We start from the raw sequence: 19,764 nt of genomic DNA on the forward strand, positions 1-19,764 counted from the left end.
ATATACCTTAAATTTGATGCTCAGGTTTTCCGCTCCCTGTTTTTTCCCTTATAATCACCATCCAATATTTTTTAGGCAGGTCAGCATGTTTCATATCGCACTCTTTGAACCGGAAATCGCTCCCAACACAGGCAATATTATTCGTCTTTGCGCGAACAACGGCTGTCAGTTACACCTGATAGAGCCAATGGGCTTCGATCTGGAGGAGAAGAAGCTTCGCCGTGCCGGGCTTGACTACAGCGACCTCACCCGAGTCACCCGTCATAAAGACTTTGAGTGCTTTCTAAAGGCGATGGAAGGTAAGCGCATCATGGCCTGCACCACTAAGGGCAGCAGACCCCATACCGAACTCACCTATGAGAAAGACGATGTACTGCTGTTCGGGCCGGAAACCCGGGGACTGCCGATAGAGGTCATAGAGTCGCTTCCCACGACGCAGCGCCTGAGAATTCCGATGACAGCTAATAGCCGTAGCCTTAACCTGTCAAATGCCGTGGCTATCATCAGCTATGAGGCATGGAGGCAACTGGGATTCGAAGGGGCAGTATAGCTCGTAACTCGTAGCTCGTAACTCGTAGCTCGTAACTCGTAGCTCGTAGCTCGTAGCTCGTAGCTCGTAGCTCGTAGCTCGTAGCTCGTAGCTCGTAGCTCGTAGCTCGTAGCTCAGCAATACTAATGATTAATGCGCTGGCGGCATCATCTCGATGCCGCGATAGAAGAGGTAACGATCGGTATCATCGTCGAGATATTGAACATTTTGCAGCCAGATCCACCCCTTATCTTTTGCTTCAAACCTCAATTGAATTAATGCGGGACGCTTATCCAGCTTCCCCTCCCCCAGCAGTGAATAACTCCCGTTTTGTTGATACAGGCTAAAACTCTGGCTCTTATCCTCTTCCACCCCATCGAAGTAGATAAGATAGGTAGACTCTCCGCGCTCTCTGAACCACCAGGTTTCACTGAAGGGGTGCCTTGCACTACGGCTGACAGAGAGCAGTAGCTGTCGCCCGTCTGCCGAGCAAATTGCACTGACTGAGGTCTGAATTGGCGGCTGTTTTAATTTTGCCGAGGTTCCCTGCCATTGTCCCGCCATCGACCGGCAGAAATCACCGAAGCGGGCCTTATCGGCATAAGATAAAGAGGGGATTAATAAGAATAAGCTGTACTTAAAACAGCTCGATATCATCTTCTTTAGCTGACTGATTTTCATCTCGATAGAGTTTCAATGCCTCGTGAATTGGCGTGCCTTGAAGTACAAGATCGAACATTTTTCTCTCACAATCAAGTGAATAGCTTTGCTGTATCTCTTGCTGTAGCTTTTTCCATGCATCCGGCGATATTCGCAACTGCTTGCTGTTTAACACCTCCTCCATCAATGCCAGCCCCATGATGACATGTTGAAGACGCTGGGAGACCCGGTCATAAAATTGAAAGGCGACCACTCCTTCATTGATCGAAGCGGCAAGATCCTCCCCGTGAGAGGTGATCTCGGCGGGGGTATCGGCCTGTTGTGACAGATAAGAGTTCACCCCATCCAGGTGTTTGGCCATCTTGGTGAATAGCGAGCCTAACTCAGTGACATTATGCTCGCCGTCGGTCAACGACAACTCAATTTGTGCCATGGCTAACAGTAAGATCTTGAGACTCTCCTGGATATGGCACCAATCCACGGCATCATCGCTGCGATGAATATCTCTGCTTTCATTACCAGCCATTACCTGACTCAAAACCATGTTGACCTTCCTTGTCCTTAATTCTCTGCATAATACCGATCGGTATAAAGTGTAGAACAGGAGAAAGAAAGTTGCCGAATGATACGGCACTGGTAAACAGCAGGATTCAAGTCTCCGGGGCTATACAGCCCCGGAGCCTGCTTACCTATCCTCCAAAACCTACGGCCTTGATACCGATGCGGGTTACATCACCATATTCGGCAGCAATCGGCGCTATCTTGTCAGCATTACCGATAAGCACATATTGCAGGTTTTCCTGAGGGAAGTAGGTGCTAACCAACCGCTGCGCTTCGGCCAGAGTCAGGCCATCGACTTTCGACTGAAAGTCATTGATAAACGCATCATCGAAACCATACAGGTACATGTCAGATAGCAAGCCTGCAAGTTGGCCACTGGTTTCGAACTTTGGCGGGAACTGCCCCTTCACATAGGCCTTCGCAGAGTCCAATGTCTGTTGATCCACCCCCTGCTCCCAGAGACGCGCATAGGTCTTCAGCGCCAGGTCTATTGCCTCTTTGGTCGTCTCTGTTTTCGTAAAGGTGCTTATTCTGAATATGCCGCCTTCAGAGTAAGGAACAAACCCGGAACGAGCCCCGTAGGTCAAGCCGGCATTAACCCGCAACTCATCATTCAGCCAAGAGGTGAAACGTCCACCGAGGATGGTATTTATCACCTTCAGACCGACATAGTCGCTATTGTCACGTGAGATCCCCTTACCACCAATAAGGAAAGTGGTTTCTATGGCATCACTCTTATCCACCAACAATACCTGACTGTGCTTAAGCTCCGGCTGACCGGATTTAAGCATCGGCGAGACGATCTCTTCACTATTTTCCCAGTGACCAAATAACTGATTCAAGCTGGACTTCATCTGCTGAGCGTCAAAATCACCTACGATACTAATCGCGGTGTTAGTCGGCTGGTAAAAGCTCTTATGAAACGCCCTCAATTGTGAGATATTGAGCTCGGCTAACGAATCGCTATTGCCCGATGTCGCATTGCCGTATGGGTGTGCACCATAGATAAGCTTATCAAAATAACGACTTATCACCGCACGGGGGCTCTCCTTGGCCTGTGATAACCCGGCGATCTCCCTTTGGCGTAACTTATCGAACTCGGCGGCATCGAAGTCAGGTGATAACAATAAACTCTGGATCAGGGGCAGCATCTTATCACTGTCTTTAGCCATGAAATCGGCACCTATGTAGCTCCCCTCCTTCCCCGCGTCGGCATAGATAGAGGCACCGAGAAAATCGACCATCTGTTCGATATCACTTTTGGACTTACCACCGGCACCCAGAAGCAAGCTTTGCGCGGTCATTGCAGCGACACCTGAGGTCGTATCATTCACGGCACCGGCACGCACCACCGCATTCACCGTGATTAAAGGCACCTCTTTTTGCGGCATTAAATAGACAGTTAAGCCATTTTCAAGCTTAAACTGCTCGTAGGCTGGCATGCTGAAACTACCGGTATCTACCGGTGTAGATACCGATTGAGTGGCACAACCGGTCAGAGTCATGCCCGCGACAAAAATGGCAGCAATAAGCTTATTTGAGCTTTTTGATAGATGAGTTAAGGTTTTCATTCATCTGTCTCCTCTATGGCGGCTAATACGGCAACGGTTCGATTTGAGCGACGCAGATAGGTTTGTGCAACACGTTGCAGATCGGCCGGCGTCACCTTTTCATAAGCTTGTGGCGCATTAAACAGCTTCTCAAAACTCCCGAAGTAAAGCTCGTAGGTTCCTAAGGTATTCGCTTTTCCGTTTATCGTTTCCATCGAACGGTAGAAGTTCATCAGCTTAATATTCTTTACTTTCTGCAGCTCCTGCTCAGTGACACCTTCACGGGCAATCCTGTTAACTTCAGTTATCAGCCCCTTCTCCAGCTCGGTTGCCGTGATCCCGGGATTTGCCACCCCCATGACATAGAAGAGGTTAGGGTCGAAAGTCATCGGAAGATAAGTTTCCACCTCTATCGCAACCTGCTTTTCAACCAGTGACTGATAAAGGCGGGAACTATTACCTGTGCTTAACACCGAAGAGAGCAGGTCTAACGCATAGTAGTCCTCATGAGATGTGGATGGCACATGGTATGCCAACATAACATTGGGTGTGCTCACCGATGCTTTATGCACATATACCCGACGCTCGCCTTTTTGTAGCGGCTCCACCGTCTTCACCTCTTTTGGCGGAGCTTGAGCCGGAATTGGTGCAAAATACTTGTCTGCGAGGGCCTTGACCTCATTAAGTTTTACATCACCGGCTATCACAACCACGGCATTGTTAGGCGCATAGTAGGTTTTGTGGTATTGAACTAAGTCATCTAACGTCCAAGCCGCGATATCTGATTCATGGCCGATCACCGACCAGCTATAGGGATGTGCCCGGAACGCTGCCCCTTTTATCTCCTCCTGAATTGTTCGCCAATTAGAGTTTTCAAGACCGGTAGTACGCTCAGACGCAACCACGCCGCGCTCACTCTCCACCATCTTCTCATTGATATCCAGATCGGCAATTCTGTCAGCCTCCAGATCGAATATGGTCTCTAATGCATTGGCCGGAAACCAATCGGTGTAAACCGTGATATTCTCCGTGGTATAGGCATTGTTAGCTCCACCGGCAGCCTCCATGGTACGGTCAAACATCTTAGGACCATACTTTTTTGCCCCATTGAACATCATGTGCTCGAAAAAGTGGGAGATGCCTGTGATGCCTGGCACCTCGTTTCTGGATCCCACCTTCCAGAAAAGATACATGTTGGCATTTGGAATCGATGCATCTTCCAAGACCATTATTTTCATGCCATTATCAAGCGTAAAGCTCTTGATATCTTCTACTTGCGTCGCCTGAGTCGCCAGCGAGGTCATCATGAACCCCACGGCCATGACCAGCGCCAATAATCTTCGGATCATTTTTAGCTCCTTCTAAATGAGCAGACAATTAAATTACTTTAACCGATAGAGAGCATAGCCCAACATATAAGGTTAAAATCAAAGCAATTATAAGAGGTTAAATAGACAATAATTTCAACCCCCGGAGCATAAAATCTTTGTAAGCTAATGCAACCGGCATTAGTTATAATGAAGAACCACAATCGCAATATCATACTGACAATGAATAAAAATAGGAGATAATTGGTGGGAAGTTCAACTAGTTACGAATTTTCTTATTTGAATAGTATGCCTTGCAATACTGAGGTCACGATTCAGGTGGTAACGCCGGGTCAGCCCATCAGGCTCAGAACACGCCTCATCGGCGTCGATCCACATCGTTCAATTATTTTCGCTTTAGGCTCCGATAACTGTTGGCAGGAAGCCAAAAAATTTCTCAAGCCTGGTCAGCCAATTATTGTTCGTCTCGTAAACAGTGATGAGCCCGATGCTAATATTCTTGCTTTTCGCAGCTCTATCAGGAAGTTACTCACCAGTACCGAGCCTTGGCTAATTATCGACTACCCTAAGGCACTGCAAAAAGTTGCCCTGAGGCAGCATTCAAGAATCGCTATCAATCTGGAAGCCAGCATTCAAATCCCCCCAGTGGAGGATTCCGGTGACCTTGAGCAGAGCCAACCTCTTTCATCGGGACAGTTAAGCAATATCTCTATTAACGGCGGAGCCTTCGTAGGTAAGATACTTCAGGAGATAAACGTAGATACAAAGTGCCTGTTGCGAGTTCAGGTTCTGCAAGAGGCAGAACCTATGTCTATCCCTATCACCATCAAGAATATTCAGGACATTGACTATGGCAAAATGCGGGGACAGTACGGATTTGAGCTGAGTGATGAAAAGAGTGAGACTGAAACCTTTGTTCAAAAGGTGATACTGAATCACCTGTTGCAACAGCCAAAATAGTATTCATCGGCGTTGAGCTCTCCGGGAATTAAAGCTAAATTTTGAGAGAGTGAAGCAGGCGAAGGTGTCACTTCTTATAAAAAAACACCACATCCTTATCGACAACCTCTAATTGCCAGTCGAAATAACGGGCGATCCACTCAAATGTTTCTATAGAGTAGAAACGAATATGAGTCGGATCGTTCTTATAGTGCCATTGGCCAAAGGTGTCTTCATCTCCCACCCTGGATGTCATCACAGCCAGAATGCCACCGGGACGAAGTAGATCATTCAGAAGTACCAGCAAGCCTTTAGCATCGGCGACATGTTCAATCACTTCAGTTATGGTGATAAAGTCATAACTATGCTCCAACACCTCAGGTGTATTCTGGTAGTAAAGATCATAATTACTCACCGACAATCCACTCTCCCTTGCCATCACACTTATGGTCGGTCCCGGACCACATCCATAGTCCAGGCCTCTGGCTCCTTTGGGGAGTTGCGAAATAAGCGGGTCAAAGACCCGGGATAAGAAGCGGCGATAGTTCTCGTCAGCAGGGTCGTTCTGATGTTGATCGTAGACAGCTTTTTCCGCTTCGACGCTGAGAAGAAACTCAGGAGGGACAAGGACTAAATGGCAATTGTCACACCTGAGATACGATCTGCATCTATCTTGATAAAAAGAGAGAAGAGAAGCTCTCCCGCAAAGGGGGCAAGCGTTCAAGTAACCTCCCGGCTCTTACCGTGTGTACATGGCATCATCATGGCTTAGGAAGCTTTCGCTCTTTAGATGCAGCCTCTTTCGCCTCTCTGAGATACCTCTGCTCCCGGGACTCGCGCTCATTAAAATCCTGCCGGGCCTTTTCAACCTGTTCGGACTCCCAATCTGCCGACTCTTGCCTTTTTAAAACCTCTCTCTCCCGGCTCTGAGTCTCATTGGCGGCATCTCTGGCTTTTTGTAACTGTTCCTGCTCGATCGTTTTCGATTGCTTTCTCGCGTCATCGGCCCTATCTGTCAGACTCCTCTTATCTGAGGCCTGAACTGAAACAGAGACGAGCGTAAAGAGCATCCCGCTTATCAGGATCCCCCCCCAACGTTTCGAACTCAGTGAAAACACCATCTAACTCTCCTCAATTGGCTCAGATCATGAGTCTCATGGTTAACTTTGCTAACCTGATGATTAAACAGCCCCTAACCACTATGCCAGAAAAAAACGGTAAAAAGCCTGGATTCGGCCTAAATATCGGTTATTTATTACAAAATACCCTTTCAGATTTGAGTCAAAACTTAAATCAGGTTATTTTTAACACGACAAATGCCTTTTAACTATATGTAAAATGCATTTTTAGCCGAGTTTAAGGCCAGGCTGGAAACAGGGATTTACGACAGGGGAGTATCAGGATGGACCACTGGTCACATTTATTATCTAAGCTGAGTTCTGACAGGCCGAGTCTGTCCCAGAAGCTTCAGGCTTGGCAGCAACAACCCAACGCCCTGCCCCTGGCCATCATCCGAGGCTACCATTTTATCGGTGCCAACCCTCTCACGCTCGCCTACTTTCAGACTCAAACGGATAACTTCGTCGACGCCACCCCCTATGACTTCTCTCCCCGCATTCAATCTTCGGGTCGAAACAGTATCGAATATGCCCAGCAGATGATGCGCCATGCATTGGAGGGGAGCGTCACTGAGTTCAACTGGCTTCACTTGAGCCAGCAGGGCACTGAGCTGCCCACCAGGATATCGCTGTTTCCGTTTGAACTCGATGGCAGCCCGGTCATTGTTGCACTATTCGAGCCCTCAAACCGACGTAGCAGAAGCCGCGAGAGTGCGAACAATGGTTTCGATACGCTGCCCAAGGCACTACTCTCTATCACACTGGAAGATAGCGCCGAGGCGGCCTACATTACAGATGCCGAACATACAATTATCGCCGTAAATAAGGCGATGTGCCGAATCTGCGGTTATAGTGCTGACCAACTGCTGCATAAAAATGCCGAGGTTATCGATCTCAGGAGGCATACCCCTGCTGAGGAGTTGGAACACAATAACGCGCTCGATGAGCGTGGAAATTGGCAAGGTGAGGTATGGAAACAGAGATCCGATGGTACAGAGTTTCCCGCCTGGAAGAGTTGCCGGAAGATCATCGCCGATGAACGGGTCTACTATGTCACCATTTTCAGTGATATCAGCACAAAGAAGAAACTGGAGGCAAAACTGACCGAGCAGGCCATGTTTGACACACTCACAGGCTTACCCAACAGGCATCACCTGAAATTACTACTGAACCAGGCACTGCTGGAGATCGAAGAGACACCCGGCAAGATGGGCGCTTTGATGTTTCTGGACCTCAATGGCTTCAAGAATATTAACGACTGTTTCGGCCATGCCACAGGCGATAAGGTACTGCAGCTTGTCTCGGCCAGACTGGAAGCCAGCTGCATTGAGAAGGCAGATATAGCCAGACTAGGCGGAGATGAATTTACTCTGGTTCTGCGAGACTGCAGCGATCATCAAGAGGTGGAGGATATCTCCCGACAGATAATGTCTCTGTTCGAGGCGCCATTTGAGATTGATGACCAAAAACTTTACCTGGGAACCAGTATTGGAATAGCACTATTCCCGCAGCACAGCACAGAAGCCAATAAGCTACTCAGCCTTGCTGATACGGCCATGTATAGCGCTAAACAGAGCCCGGAACACGTGCTCTTTTACAATAACTCCATGCATGAAGAGGCCGAGCTGAAACTGACGATACTCAGTGAGCTTCGCCACGCTCACAACCTCAAGCAGTTCTCCCTCGCCTATCAGGTGATCGTCAACCTCGAGTGTGACTCGGTGATTGGTGCCGAAGCCCTGCTTCGTTGGCAGAAACCCGATGGTGAGATACTCAACGCCACGGATTTCGTGCCACTGCTGGAGGAGGCCGGACTGCTTATCACCATAGGGCAGTGGGTACTAAAACAAGCCTGTCTGCAGGTCGCGCAGTGGCGAAGCCAGCATGCTCCGGAGTTAAAAGCATGTGTTAATGTTTCGCCTATGCAGTTAGAGCACCCGGACTTTGTGCAGCAGGTCACCGACGCACTGAGTTACAGTAAGCTGCCGGCTAACGCCCTGGTTCTGGAGATCACAGAGTTGGCACTGCTCAGGCAACCGGAGAGGGTCAGAAAGACCCTGACCACACTGAAGAGCAAGGGCATAAGCATCGCAATCGATGATTTCGGTGCCGGCCTCTCATCTCTCAGTAAGTTAGGCAGCCTCCCTATCGACAGTTTAAAGATCGACGCCGGTTTTGCCCGCAGGCTCAGTGAGCCCCAAGGTAAGGAGCTGTGCCAAGCCATGATAAAGCTTGCCCAGGCACTGGACATCAGCTTTGTTGTGGAGGGTATCGAAACTAAACAGCAGAAAGAGATACTGAAGAAGATGGGCAAAGGCTTTGGACAGGGTTACTTCTTCGGCCACCCTAAAGAGGCCGCCAGATTCACCCCCGATAACTTCTCGACCAATTATTAGATAGATAATCCACGAATCTATTCTAAATAATAGCTTAGAGTGCAGAGCTAAGAGGGAAAGAGAGTTAGAGTGAAAGCTGTGCCGATACCGGCAAATAGCCGGCACTGCCTCCCTGCATGGACAGCATACCAACACAGCTTTCACACCACCTGTAGTACAGATGATTCGCGCACATTAAAACCTATTTCATCAATGATTTGCGTGATCTAAATATTGTTTTATTCAGATATTGCTGATATTCGTCACAAAACAGGAAATCTATCATTCATACCGTTTTCTTACAGAAGCGGGCATAGAACTAATCCTTTGATTTACCATTGCATTTAATGCATTTGTCAAAGGCGACACCTCCTGCTCCGGCTCGATGGTTTTCACCATCATAGCCGCGGCCTCCAGTGTCGACAGGCTATCTGCCCGGCTCGCTTTGCGGATCTTATAGTTTGAAGCCGACTCAAGATTCAGATGCAGGGCGGGAAACGCCTGTAACCAGGGATTGAGCTGCAGTAGTTTATAGGCTTTTCTCCAGGTGCCATCGAGAAAGAGCAGAACCACATCCTTTTCGAAACTGACACTCTCCACATCCTGACTCTGATCAGAAGGATAAACCAGGTATACAGGTTTTACGCTTTGCTCAAGATGCTGGCGCAGCTGGGCAAAGTCGTCGGGAACCTCGCCCACATACACCCGAGTATCCTGAATAACCAACTCGAGCAGACGCACACTGTTCTTTGCATGCCCCACTTCACTTGGATCTTGCAACACAATCAGCTCGGTCGATACCTGCATAGGTTCGATACTCTCACACAGGCAGGCCTTGAGCGGATAATGACATTCAGGACAGATGGGACGGGACACAGGCTTCTCGGACAATAAGATCAATATCTATAGTGTATCTCAACCCGATATAGAATAAAGACTCTTATACTATTTACTTAGCCAACCGATAACGGTTATAGTTTGAGCGCCAGGAAGGCAACCGATTGTTCTTACTTAAAATATCAGATTATGGATGACAGTGATTATTGATGCCATCCACATTTCAGCCTTCCTGAGTTCACAAAACACAAGGAAGAGAAATGAACAAAACAACCCTAACACTAGCCGTACTCTTAGGGCTTACCTCTACAAACATCTACGCCGTTCAAGATACAGCCTACCAACATGAAGCCGAAGTCAACTATGCCGCTTCCAGCGAAAGCTTTTCAGATGGAGTATGGAACGGGCAGTATCGATACTACTTCACCCCGGTCAGCCAGGATAGCGTACCCTACGCCTTGAGTGGGTTTCTCGCACAGACTTCACATTTAGGAGGCTACTACAGTAAGCTAAATAGTGATTTTGATATCACGACTTATGCTATCGAGGGTGAGTATCTCTTCGCAGAGAAGTGGTACATTGGCGCCCGTTATCAAAATGCAGATTCGGACTACGCCATCACCAAGAGTGAAACAGATGCGTACGGAGTCACACTGGGTTACTACTTTAACGCTACCTCCTCTGTATTTTTCAATTATGGCAAGTCTGAAAATAAAACAAAGCTGCATTATCTGGACTCAATGGGTGATGTTTTAAAATCCGAAGTCGATACAACTTCTTATGGAGTAGGCGTTAAGAGCTATCTTCCCCTCTCATCTGGTCAGGGGATCTTACTCTCCGGACTGTATAGCCACTCCTCTGATGATTTCAAAGGGATCTCTGCAAGTGATGAGTACCGTTCTTCTGACTCATCGGATAACTTAAGTGTTGCCGTAGATTGGTATATCACCCGCTCCTGGTCTGTCGGCGCTACCTATGCGACCACGTTCGACAGCGACTGGGACGACCCCTACGGCATTAACACGGCCTACACCCTACGCCTAACCGATGGAATTTCCGCGAAATTTAATCTCTCTAAACAGTTAGAGCCCGATGTCGATGGTGTTTTTGCCGCAATAGGCATAAATGGTCGCTTCTAAGCTTCAAGCCCACCAAATTTAACCCCATAAAAAATGCCCGCCAGCTGTGGTCAGCAGTCGACGGGCAAGGGGGTGTTCAGGTTCTAGTTTCCAGAATCCTTTCAAAATCAATGAGCATGCTGCTCCTGATGCCAGTTATCGAAGCGGGGCATCGCCATCATGGTCAGCAGGGTGATAGCCAAAGTGCCCATCACGAATGCTACGGCATAGGGCGCGGTTAGATCTGTCTGCTGTACTAAGCCGGTAAGTAGCGATGCGCCACTCATCTGGATAAAGCCCAGGATAGCCGTTGCGGTACCCGCTCGCTCACCGAATGCTGCCAGAGCCATGCTGGTTGCCGGGCCAAGCAGCAGGGCGAAGCCGATACAGAGCAACATCATAGGTAACATAAAGCTTAATGCGGCAGGCAACCCGGTTGCCGGTCCCCACTGCTGCAACAGTACCTGCATGATGGCCGACACCAGCATGGTGGTTAGTGCCACGATTACCGTGGGACGATTACCCAGCTTAGTGATAATCAAGGGAGCCGCGAAACAGGCGATGATATTCACCCCGGCATTGAGGCCGAATAATCCGCTGAATGTCAGCTCTGACATGCCTAAGGTTTCGATAATCCAAACAGGCGCGTATGAGACATAACTCAGAATCGCGGCCATACCCGCCATGCATGAGAAGGCGTAGAAAAGAAAGTGTGGCTCTATGATAACGGGCTTGTAACGAGACCAACGGTATAGCGGCCCCGTGGTCACAGTATTCGCCGGACGAGTCTCAGGCAGGCGATATCCGACTAAGATCATCATAACGATGGCGTAAAGCATCATAAAGACAAAGGTAGAACGCCAACCAAACTGCAGCGCCAACAGACCACCTAATGTGGGAGCTAGCGCCGGGATCACACAGATGACACCGTTCAGGTAACTGTAATAGCGGGCGCTCTCTTTTGGCGTGAAGCAATCACGCACGGCGCTGAAGACCACAATCGACGTTGAACACGCCGCCAGGCCCTGCAGTACCCTGGCAATCTGTAACCAATGAAACTCCATGGCGACAGCCGCGAGTATACTGCTGGAGATGTAGAGCAAGATACCACCGAGGGCGATGGGACGACGACCAAATCTATCGGCCAACGGGCCGATGACTATCTGCCCGACTCCCATAGCGAATAGAAAGAGTACCAGTGTCGACTGCACCTCACTTGCCGACACCGAAAATTCGGCAGCCATGGTTGGCATAGATGGCAGGTAAATATCGATGGCTAAGGGGCTCAATATAACCATAGACATTAAGACGGGTAACAGGTTTCGACGCATGATTTCTCTCTATTTTGGAACGTTATTCTATGGCTGCTATTTTATCTCAGGCAAGTTATGAACAGAAATGGTATGATTTCAGAACTGAATTTCCCTGTAGGAATATCTATGCACCTGAATGATCTGGCCAGAATCGATCTTAACCTGTTAGTTATTCTGCAAGTGCTACTCGAAGAGCAGAGTGTCACCCGTGCGGCGAATCGATTACACCTGAGCCAATCGGCACTGAGCAAAAGCCTGAGCCGTATGCGGGAAACATTGGGTGATCCACTCTTTGTTCGTACCGCCCATGGTTTAAAACCCACAGCTCACGCAGTACAGCTCAGCGATAAGCTGCCAAGCCTGTTGGAAAACCTGTCACAACTGACACAGCCACCCAGTTTTACACCTGCGAGCAGCGATCGCCAATTCTCCTTTGCTATGGTCGAGAGTGCCTATGAGACTCTACTGCCCAACTTTATCGGGCCATTACTCAGCAATGCGCCTAACTTAAGGCTGGATAGCTATGATTGGATGGGGAGATCGATACAAGATCTGCAAAAAGGTCAGGTCGATTTTGGTATTGCCGGGCGCGATCTCCACCCCCAATCAAACGTTCACCTCGATCACCTTCCCGACGGCATTGCCCACCAGCTACTCTTTACCGATCATCAAATATGCCTGGTCAGAGAGGAGCACCCTATCCTATCTGCCATCAGCACAGGCAACTGGAATCTGGAAGTCTATCTGGAGATGTCACATGTACAGGTTCGCTGTGAGGGAAATGACTGGTGGGCGTTAGATTATCACCTGGCAGAGCAGGGACAGCACCGACGCATATCCACTACAGTACCGGACTTTTACGGTGCAGCAAGCGTCTGTGCCCACAGCGATCTGATCTTTACCGTCCCCTCAAGCTTCGCTCGTCACGCAAAGAAGTTATACCCACTGGTTGAGCTGCCACTACCTTTTGAATTTATTCCCCTGGCCTATGTACTGCTATGGCATGAGCGAAATAATGACGAGCCCGGACATAGATGGATACGGGAAACCATCTGCAGGAGTGTTGCCGATGCCTTCAGTAGTATATAAGGCTATTCAGCCTGCATTAATCATCCATACCGTATCATAGGATATTCATCGCCTCTGAACACGACTTCAGAGGCATTGAAGACAATCTGTTACATTTTCAGCCCAAGATTAACTGAATTTAACGTGATCTGAGGTCAATAAATATGCAGACTAAGTTTCAGACTATTTTTTGGAGTTTTTATGATCTACAGTCAATTTCAGCAATCACCCTTCCAGACAAGATTCTCAGGTGTTAAAGGCTGGATGGCTTTCGCTATAGGTCTGGCCGTGATTACACTCACACTGATAGCGCTTCCTTTTGTGTTGCTTATCGGTGCAGTCAGCTTTATTTTACTGAGCTTATTCGGACGTTTATTCCTTAAGAGGCAGCTCGCACGCTTTCGCCAGCAGGAACAGGGCGCCTACGGAACAAAGCAGGGAGAGGTAGAGAGAGAGCCTCAAATATTCAGAGAGCGTCCATTTAGCAGTGGGCGTCCTCAGCCAACTCCCCACCAGGGACGTACCTTCGAACACGACCCCAGCTAATAACCGGTTATGCCGTTATTTACCCGCACAAACGCTTGCCTCGGCAGGCGTTTTTAGTTTAGCTGGCTTATGGCCTACAACTGAAATAACGCTTGCCTCTCACTGCTGCCGACTCACTCTAAACCGGTAAATTGCGATGCGGTCAGTGGCCTTCTCAGCAAAGCTCCAAATCGTTGCCAGCGCTCAGCAGGTGTAGCATTGCCCCCCCTCTCCACCCAGCGCGCCACACTCTCTTCACCGTGATTATAATTAATCACATAGGCACGATTAGAGAGAAAAAACTTAACTCTCTGTCTGGCCCGTGACTCACTATATAAGCCATAATCCCGGAGCAGAGATTCGGCACTCTTCACGGATATATGGCCATCGGTTAACTGCTCACAGACCAGATTATCCAGGTAGGATAACTTCTTATAGCAGCTGAGCACCCTATGGTACTGCTCAATATCTCCCTCTATACCGGCTAACGGCATCAGCTCATCACGTTCGAACTCGATCACTTCATCTTCTGCCATGAGCAGGCGCAATCCGTAGTTAGCGCTACCCTCTGACAAGAATGAGATAGGACTATAGAGAGGGTAGATGGCATATTCGATCCACTGCTCACCTCTGACTAAACTCTGTTCCTGCAGCAGGTTAAACAGATGATGACCCGGATAGCCTTCATGACTGGCCAGCTCGAGACAGCGCTCAATATAGAGAGGTTGATCTTGATTGAGCTGTATCAGGCTCTGATAGTCTCCCTGATACCAGTTGTATGCCGTCCAGATCTTATCATTGACGAATTCGATGCTGAAACTTTCACTCTCGGGCAGGGAGATATGAACGGCGGTGAGCGCCCTTGCCTTCTCAACCGCCGCCTCGAACACTAACGGCACCTTATCCTGAGGTACGATGAAACCGGATCTGAACGCTTCGAAGCGCCCCGCTACCCCCTCTTCCCCAGGCAATAATTCGGCTAACTCCCGCAATACCGACTCATAATATTCCAGACTGAATTTATTAGCCTGAGTATCGTATAAGCCTATCGACTCATGAGCGAAGCTACTCCTCTCCCCCAACAGGCGACGAATAAAATACCCAATGGAGTCAACTTGTTTTCTAAGGAATTGATGCCGAAGTATGAGCTTGTCGGCTACATTCTGCAGCGCGACCTCATCTAACGCACTAAGCAGCGCCTGAGCCTCGACTCTCAGCGCTTCTAGGGAAGAAAGCCCGCACTCCTTGCGCCATACTTCAGGGCCATAATAGGCGTCTACATAGAGGGGATCATGCATACCGACGGCCAGCACTAGTTTTACATAGGACTGGGCCAGATCATTGAGTCGGTTATTTACTGCTTGAGTTGCGGTAGGCAAAGTCATGTCCATTCACAGATCATAAATGAACAATGCTATCATTTTGCATATTGCATGCAAAGTGCATATTTATATCCAGGGAATCGATACGGTCAGGTGTACTTACAATGTATCTAAACTAAGCCGGCCAGGAGAGTAACTCTTTTGCACGTTGCAGAGAGGCTAACTCCTCCTTGCTATCTGTCATAGATAATACGTTGTCGATTTGGAGTGACAGTGACTCCCACAAAGGCTCTATCACTGCCAGTTCCTGGGCATTCCCCCGCTCACGAGCCAACTTCAGCAGGGCGGCAGAACCCACCACATCAATTTTCCCCAACATACCGTCGGCAAGGGCGATACTCAACTCAACCATGGCAGGAACACTGTGACCATATTTAATCGCTTGTCGCAGGTACAGCTCTGCCTGAGAAAGATCGCAACCGAAGGCGTTATCGTCATTCAGCATAGATTGTGCCCGGGCGAGCATGGCATCTATCTGCCCCTGTTCCGCGGCCTCGGCCATCCACTGCTCACTGGCAATCTTATCGACATCACAACCCTCACCACGAGCCAGCATTAAAGCCAGATGATATTGAGCGTGGGGAAATCCAGCCTGAGCCGCCTTCGCGATAAAATGCTTTGCCTGTTCAAGGTTGCCCTGCTGATAAAACAGGACACCTAAGTTGGCTATCGCTTCTGATTGCTCAAGATCCGCAGCCTGTTGGAGATAATATTTAGCCTTTTCGCTATCGGGATTAATGCTCTGTCCACCGGCCAGATAGAAGTACCCCAGCAGCGCCATGGCATTGGCCACATTGGCTGCCGCGGCTGTGGCAATTGCTTGCTCACCGGCAGCAACATCTACCTTACCGCTATAGCCATGAATCAGGGCTACGCCGGATTCATAGAGCGCATCCATATTACTGTCGGCAGCTTGAGAGAACCAGTACTCGGCTTTTTTAAATGTGCTATCGGAGAGACTCTTCCGGGATTCGGGCTCTTGCTCCAGTTCGGCTAGCGCCTGCTCCTGCTCACGCTGCATCAAAGCCTTAGTCTTAAGTGACATACCGACCAGGTATTGCGCCTGAGGATCTGACTCCATCACAGCCCGGTAACAGAGATCCCGTCCGGCAAATGAGTCGAAGGGTTCGAAGCGGTATTCGGGAAGAGAGTTACCGGTGACCTGAACAAACAGAGACTCGACCAGATTCAGCAGCTTCTCTATCGACTTTTCACTCAACGCCAGCAACTGTTCAGATGTCAGGTGATACTTTTCCGGATGCGCACCACGATTTCCGTCGCCACGCAACTTGTGCAGCGCTCTGGTCGTGCGCACATTGATCACACGGTTCCGGTTAAGCGTTTCGATCCTGTCGTACAGGTTAGGACTATCGAAGCTTATCCCCTCAGGCTGAGCCAGCAGTTCGGTTAACTTATGCGTAAAACTACGGATCTGCAGCAGGGCTTGGGTAGGAACATCCCGGACATAGCTTTTGGCCACTGTGTAATCATGACCCAGCTCAGCTGAAAATTGAGTAACGAATTCGACATCAGTAAGCACAGCGGTGACTCCGAACAGTGAGCATGCCAACTCTAACGAGTTACTGGAAACTTGCAGATCTCTGGCTCAGGTACTCTTGTCTGTTATCTGAGCCAGAGAGGTTTTTCAGCTTAGGCCTGCTCTTCCACTTTAGGACGAGAAACCATATATAAGCGGAACAGGGCAACGTTGACGAAAAGGCCGATGAAGGCAACGAAGACTTCGACAATCAACTGAAGCGGGAATCCGACGCTTTGTGCGGCTGCGGAAAACGTGCCACCTATCAAAGAGATCGGGATATAGAGCATCAGAACCAACAAGGTTTTGAATGCGATAGGGCCGCTGAACTTAAAGCTCCCCTTTATCGCTTCCAGAGGCGTCAGTCGCTCGACAACCACCATAAAGTTCACATAAGCCAATCGGGCGAAAACGTAGATACTGATGACCAGTCCCACCAGCCATAGCGGACCGAATGCGGCAAAAAGCATAACGGGCGCTAAGATAGCTAAACCGGAGAATACCCCGGCCAGCAGCAGAGGAGGTACGAAACTGAGACTCGTTTTAAGAATAAGCCCCGTATTCGCATCGTGTCCCTGTGAGCGTATCTCCATGAAGAGGGTTAAAGATGCGATCAACAGAGAAAATACCAGTAACAGCGCCATCACGGCCGCCATATGCAGCGCACCAAACTGAGGGTTTTCCAGGTCTGCGTTCGCCATCTCCATACCCAACCAAAGTTGGATACCCACCTGAATAAATAAAATAGGAACGGTAAGAGCAGCTAACTGACTAATATGATTGCGAAAGAAGTTATATGCTTCGGTAAATATCGCGGACAATGACATGCGCGTTTCCAATTAATAAATTAAATAAGACAATAGGGCCAATAGAATACCCAAGTTTCATATTTTTTGCACAGAAGAAATGGACATTTGGTGAGCTATCTATCGTAAAAAAGCTGCAATGTTTTTGTTAAAAAAGCTAGAATACTCGCAATATTCGGATTAATTCACCACCGGAAGGCTAATGATGAAACTATCTGCTGTGACAGGCGTACTACTCGGCACACTAATGATAAGCTCACCTGCAACGGCAGGTTGGTTTGACTCTCTGACATCAAAAGAGGAGACGAAGCCTCAGGTCATTCAAACCCAGAATAACGATCTTGTTGGCAGTGTGATGTCACAACTCGGGCTCAACCAGGCTCAGGCTGAGGGTGGTTTGGGAAGCTTATTCTCTCTGGCACAATCGACCCTGGGCAGTGATGATTTCGGCCCTATTGCCGGCGCCATTCCAAACATGGACAGCCTGCTCTCTGCGGCTCCGGTTCTCGATGGTGACTCTGGTCTCTCCGGACTTCTTTCTCAAGCCGGCGATCTGGGAGCATCGCTGCAAGGCGGTGCACAGATCTATGACGCCTTCGAGAAGCTTGGGATCTCAAAGGAGCTGGCGGTTCCTATGATAGAGATTGTCAAAGGTTATCTGGATGCCAACGCCGAAAGTGGCACCACAGATCTACTGATACAGGGGTTAGGCGCCATCCTATAACCTCTTCGGAGTTCACTTTTCAGCTGTCATCATCAGGTAAAGTGAACTCTTCCCCCTTCTGCGACTCTAACCTTGTATGCTTTAACTGAAGATTATTAACGGTAACCTACTCATGATCGCGAAATTAAAAAAGTTTCTGAGCTCTCACTCGCAAGCCGTGTCGCCGGAAGAGCAAGCTCGTCAGCTTAATTTGGCCGCGGTGAGTTTACTGTTAGAGGTCGTATTTGCCGATGAGACACTATCAGACGAGGAGGCTAAGCTACTGCCGGCACTGTTAACCTCGGCGCTGTCGTTGACTCAAGCCGAGGCTGAGGAGCTGATAGAGGAGGCGAAAAAGATACAGGGAAGCTCGACTTCACTGTATGAGTTCACCAGTGAGATCAACAGGCAGTGCAGCATAGAGCAGAAACAGAAACTAATCCTGGCCATGTGGAAGCTCGCCTACGCCGACGGTCAGCTATGTCGATATGAAGATCAGATCATTCGCCGCACATCAGACCTGCTTCACCTTAAGCATAGCGAACTCATTCAGATGCGTAATCTGGCCATAGAGAGCCAGCGCTGAACACTCCCCCTCCCGTTTAACCGGTCTCAGATTCATCCTGGTTCAGTGGAGCTGCGGCTTTGTAAATTTCAACATGTAACGGCTCGTCTTGCCCCTGATAGCCTTATCGAATACTGAGATGGTAAGAGGATCAGCCTCATTCTTCAGAATTTCGGCGCTATCGGTCAGTATAAAGCCCGCCTGAGTCATCTTTTTAATAACGTGTTCTGATGATAATCGATGAAACGCTTGTGCCGTCTCCAGACCGGTTCCGGGCATAGCATCATGATCGATTATCGCCACTATTCCTCCCGGTTTCAGGCTATGAAACAGCTTGGCGATCAATTTCTCATCATCTATCTCCGGCCAGGTTTCATCGCGGTAATAGATGTCATGGAAACCCAGAATATAAAACACCCTGTCGAAATAGCCGGCTGCCAAATCAAGGTCATTGGCCTCACTCAACAGAGTCGTCACATTAGGCAGTCTGGTGGCATAACGCCGCTCATCGAGATCTTCCTTAGCGAAAGGGAGGTAGGCTTGGTTGTTGTGAGCGATCACTTTCCCCTTAGGCCCGACAACATAGGAGATAAGTTCAGAATAGTAACCACCTCCGGAAAAGAGATCTAATATGGTTTGCCCCTGCTCTATCTCAAAGAAGGCCAACACCTCTTTGGGGTGACGAGTCGCATCTCTTTTAATATCCCGTTCCAGACGGGATTGAGACTGAACCGCAAGGTGGTAGATGTCGTAGGTTAACGCCTGACGGGCCGACGAAGCCGAGCTGAAACCAAGCAGTGAAAGCGTAAATAAAATCCCTTTAATTAACTTCATTTGAGCTCCCTTCAAA

Annotated in this window: 20 protein-coding genes; 8 read left to right on the plus strand and 12 right to left on the minus strand. The window is 48.9% G+C overall.

Annotated features, from left to right (window positions below):
• Window positions 1-85: 85 nt before the first annotated feature.
• Window positions 86-550 carry a tRNA (uridine(34)/cytosine(34)/5-carboxymethylaminomethyluridine(34)-2'-O)-methyltransferase TrmL gene (gene trmL / locus Q1B47_RS20050; RefSeq protein ID WP_299797924.1) on the plus strand — a complete coding sequence of 155 codons (465 nt, stop codon included), beginning with the start codon at window positions 86-88 and terminating at the stop codon, window positions 548-550.
• Between the two features lie 129 nt (window positions 551-679).
• Here trmL and Q1B47_RS20055 read toward each other — a convergent pair whose 3' ends face one another.
• The 4 genes from Q1B47_RS20055 to Q1B47_RS20070 form a co-directional block, all read right to left on the minus strand.
• On the minus strand, window positions 680-1,210 hold the full coding sequence (locus Q1B47_RS20055; protein WP_299797928.1) for a hypothetical protein: 531 nt from the start codon (window positions 1,208-1,210) through the stop codon (window positions 680-682).
• Window positions 1,167-1,733: a hypothetical protein gene (locus Q1B47_RS20060; RefSeq protein ID WP_299797930.1), complete on the minus strand. Its 567-nt coding sequence runs from the start codon at window positions 1,731-1,733 to the stop codon at window positions 1,167-1,169. The genes Q1B47_RS20055 and Q1B47_RS20060 overlap by 44 nt, the downstream gene beginning before the upstream one ends.
• 145 nt (window positions 1,734-1,878) lie before the next feature.
• Window positions 1,879-3,321: a pitrilysin family protein gene (locus Q1B47_RS20065; protein WP_299797933.1), complete on the minus strand. Its 1,443-nt coding sequence runs from the start codon at window positions 3,319-3,321 to the stop codon at window positions 1,879-1,881.
• On the minus strand, window positions 3,318-4,649 hold the full coding sequence (locus tag Q1B47_RS20070; RefSeq protein ID WP_299797936.1) for a pitrilysin family protein: 1,332 nt from the start codon (window positions 4,647-4,649) through the stop codon (window positions 3,318-3,320). Before Q1B47_RS20070 ends, Q1B47_RS20065 begins: the two co-directional genes overlap by 4 nt.
• A 267-nt stretch (window positions 4,650-4,916) precedes the next feature.
• On the opposite strand from Q1B47_RS20070, the gene Q1B47_RS20075 reads away from it, so the two are divergent.
• A complete protein-coding gene (locus Q1B47_RS20075; RefSeq protein WP_299797939.1) occupies window positions 4,917-5,588 on the plus strand; it encodes a flagellar brake domain-containing protein in 672 nt (223 codons plus the stop codon).
• 67 nt (window positions 5,589-5,655) lie between these two features.
• Here the strand turns inward: Q1B47_RS20075 and Q1B47_RS20080 are convergent, their stop codons facing one another.
• The gene (locus tag Q1B47_RS20080) at window positions 5,656-6,291 is read right to left on the minus strand and encodes a class I SAM-dependent methyltransferase (RefSeq protein ID WP_299797941.1); all 636 of its coding nucleotides are present in this window, start codon (window positions 6,289-6,291) and stop codon (window positions 5,656-5,658) included.
• Between the two features lie 37 nt (window positions 6,292-6,328).
• Window positions 6,329-6,688 carry a hypothetical protein gene (locus Q1B47_RS20085; protein ID WP_299797943.1) on the minus strand — a complete coding sequence of 120 codons (360 nt, stop codon included), beginning with the start codon at window positions 6,686-6,688 and terminating at the stop codon, window positions 6,329-6,331.
• Between the two features lie 281 nt (window positions 6,689-6,969).
• Here Q1B47_RS20085 and Q1B47_RS20090 point away from each other — a divergent pair, with 281 nt between their 5' ends.
• Window positions 6,970-9,081: an EAL domain-containing protein gene (locus tag Q1B47_RS20090; protein ID WP_299797945.1), complete on the plus strand. Its 2,112-nt coding sequence runs from the start codon at window positions 6,970-6,972 to the stop codon at window positions 9,079-9,081.
• 261 nt (window positions 9,082-9,342) lie between these two features.
• On the opposite strand, the gene Q1B47_RS20095 is transcribed toward Q1B47_RS20090, so the two are convergent.
• On the minus strand, window positions 9,343-9,936 hold the full coding sequence (locus Q1B47_RS20095) for a tRNA-uridine aminocarboxypropyltransferase (RefSeq protein WP_299798040.1): 594 nt from the start codon (window positions 9,934-9,936) through the stop codon (window positions 9,343-9,345).
• 221 nt (window positions 9,937-10,157) lie between these two features.
• On the opposite strand from Q1B47_RS20095, the gene Q1B47_RS20100 reads away from it, so the two are divergent.
• Window positions 10,158-11,036, plus strand: coding sequence for a putative porin (locus tag Q1B47_RS20100; RefSeq protein WP_299797947.1), 879 nt, complete (start codon window positions 10,158-10,160; stop codon window positions 11,034-11,036).
• A gap of 107 nt (window positions 11,037-11,143) precedes the next feature.
• Here the strand turns inward: Q1B47_RS20100 and Q1B47_RS20105 are convergent, their stop codons facing one another.
• Window positions 11,144-12,346 (minus strand): multidrug effflux MFS transporter, encoded by a 1,203-nt coding sequence (locus Q1B47_RS20105; RefSeq protein WP_299797950.1) that lies wholly within the window; start codon window positions 12,344-12,346, stop codon window positions 11,144-11,146.
• A 108-nt stretch (window positions 12,347-12,454) separates the two neighbouring features.
• On the opposite strand from Q1B47_RS20105, the gene Q1B47_RS20110 reads away from it, so the two are divergent.
• Both Q1B47_RS20110 and Q1B47_RS20115 read left to right on the plus strand, forming a co-directional pair.
• The gene (locus tag Q1B47_RS20110; RefSeq protein WP_299798043.1) at window positions 12,455-13,417 is read left to right on the plus strand and encodes a LysR substrate-binding domain-containing protein; all 963 of its coding nucleotides are present in this window, start codon (window positions 12,455-12,457) and stop codon (window positions 13,415-13,417) included.
• A gap of 180 nt (window positions 13,418-13,597) precedes the next feature.
• Complete coding sequence (locus tag Q1B47_RS20115) at window positions 13,598-13,942, plus strand: hypothetical protein (RefSeq protein ID WP_299797953.1); 345 nt, start codon at window positions 13,598-13,600, stop codon at window positions 13,940-13,942.
• A gap of 113 nt (window positions 13,943-14,055) precedes the next feature.
• Here Q1B47_RS20115 and Q1B47_RS20120 read toward each other — a convergent pair whose 3' ends face one another.
• The 3 genes from Q1B47_RS20120 to Q1B47_RS20130 all read right to left on the minus strand — a co-directional run bounded on the left by Q1B47_RS20120 (window position 14,056) and on the right by Q1B47_RS20130 (window position 17,667).
• Window positions 14,056-15,312, minus strand: a complete 1,257-nt coding sequence (locus Q1B47_RS20120) for a hypothetical protein (protein WP_299797956.1) — start codon at window positions 15,310-15,312, stop codon at window positions 14,056-14,058.
• 106 nt (window positions 15,313-15,418) lie between these two features.
• Window positions 15,419-16,843, minus strand: a complete 1,425-nt coding sequence (locus tag Q1B47_RS20125; RefSeq protein ID WP_299797959.1) for a DUF4145 domain-containing protein — start codon at window positions 16,841-16,843, stop codon at window positions 15,419-15,421.
• Window positions 16,844-16,953: 110 nt separating this feature from the next.
• Entirely contained in the window at window positions 16,954-17,667 is a 714-nt protein-coding gene (locus Q1B47_RS20130) for a hypothetical protein (protein ID WP_299797962.1), read from the minus strand.
• Between the two features lie 184 nt (window positions 17,668-17,851).
• Here Q1B47_RS20130 and Q1B47_RS20135 point away from each other — a divergent pair, with 184 nt between their 5' ends.
• Together Q1B47_RS20135 and Q1B47_RS20140 are read left to right on the plus strand one after the other, a co-directional pair.
• Window positions 17,852-18,370, plus strand: a complete 519-nt coding sequence (locus tag Q1B47_RS20135; RefSeq protein ID WP_299798046.1) for a DUF2780 domain-containing protein — start codon at window positions 17,852-17,854, stop codon at window positions 18,368-18,370.
• 112 nt (window positions 18,371-18,482) lie between these two features.
• Complete coding sequence (locus Q1B47_RS20140) at window positions 18,483-18,935, plus strand: TerB family tellurite resistance protein (RefSeq protein ID WP_299797965.1); 453 nt, start codon at window positions 18,483-18,485, stop codon at window positions 18,933-18,935.
• Between the two features lie 42 nt (window positions 18,936-18,977).
• On the opposite strand, the gene Q1B47_RS20145 is transcribed toward Q1B47_RS20140, so the two are convergent.
• The gene (locus tag Q1B47_RS20145; RefSeq protein WP_299797968.1) at window positions 18,978-19,748 is read right to left on the minus strand and encodes a methyltransferase domain-containing protein; all 771 of its coding nucleotides are present in this window, start codon (window positions 19,746-19,748) and stop codon (window positions 18,978-18,980) included.
• Window positions 19,749-19,764 lie beyond the last annotated feature (16 nt).

The organism is uncultured Shewanella sp. (assembly GCF_947501225.1).
Lineage (GTDB): Bacteria > Pseudomonadota > Gammaproteobacteria > Enterobacterales > Shewanellaceae > Shewanella.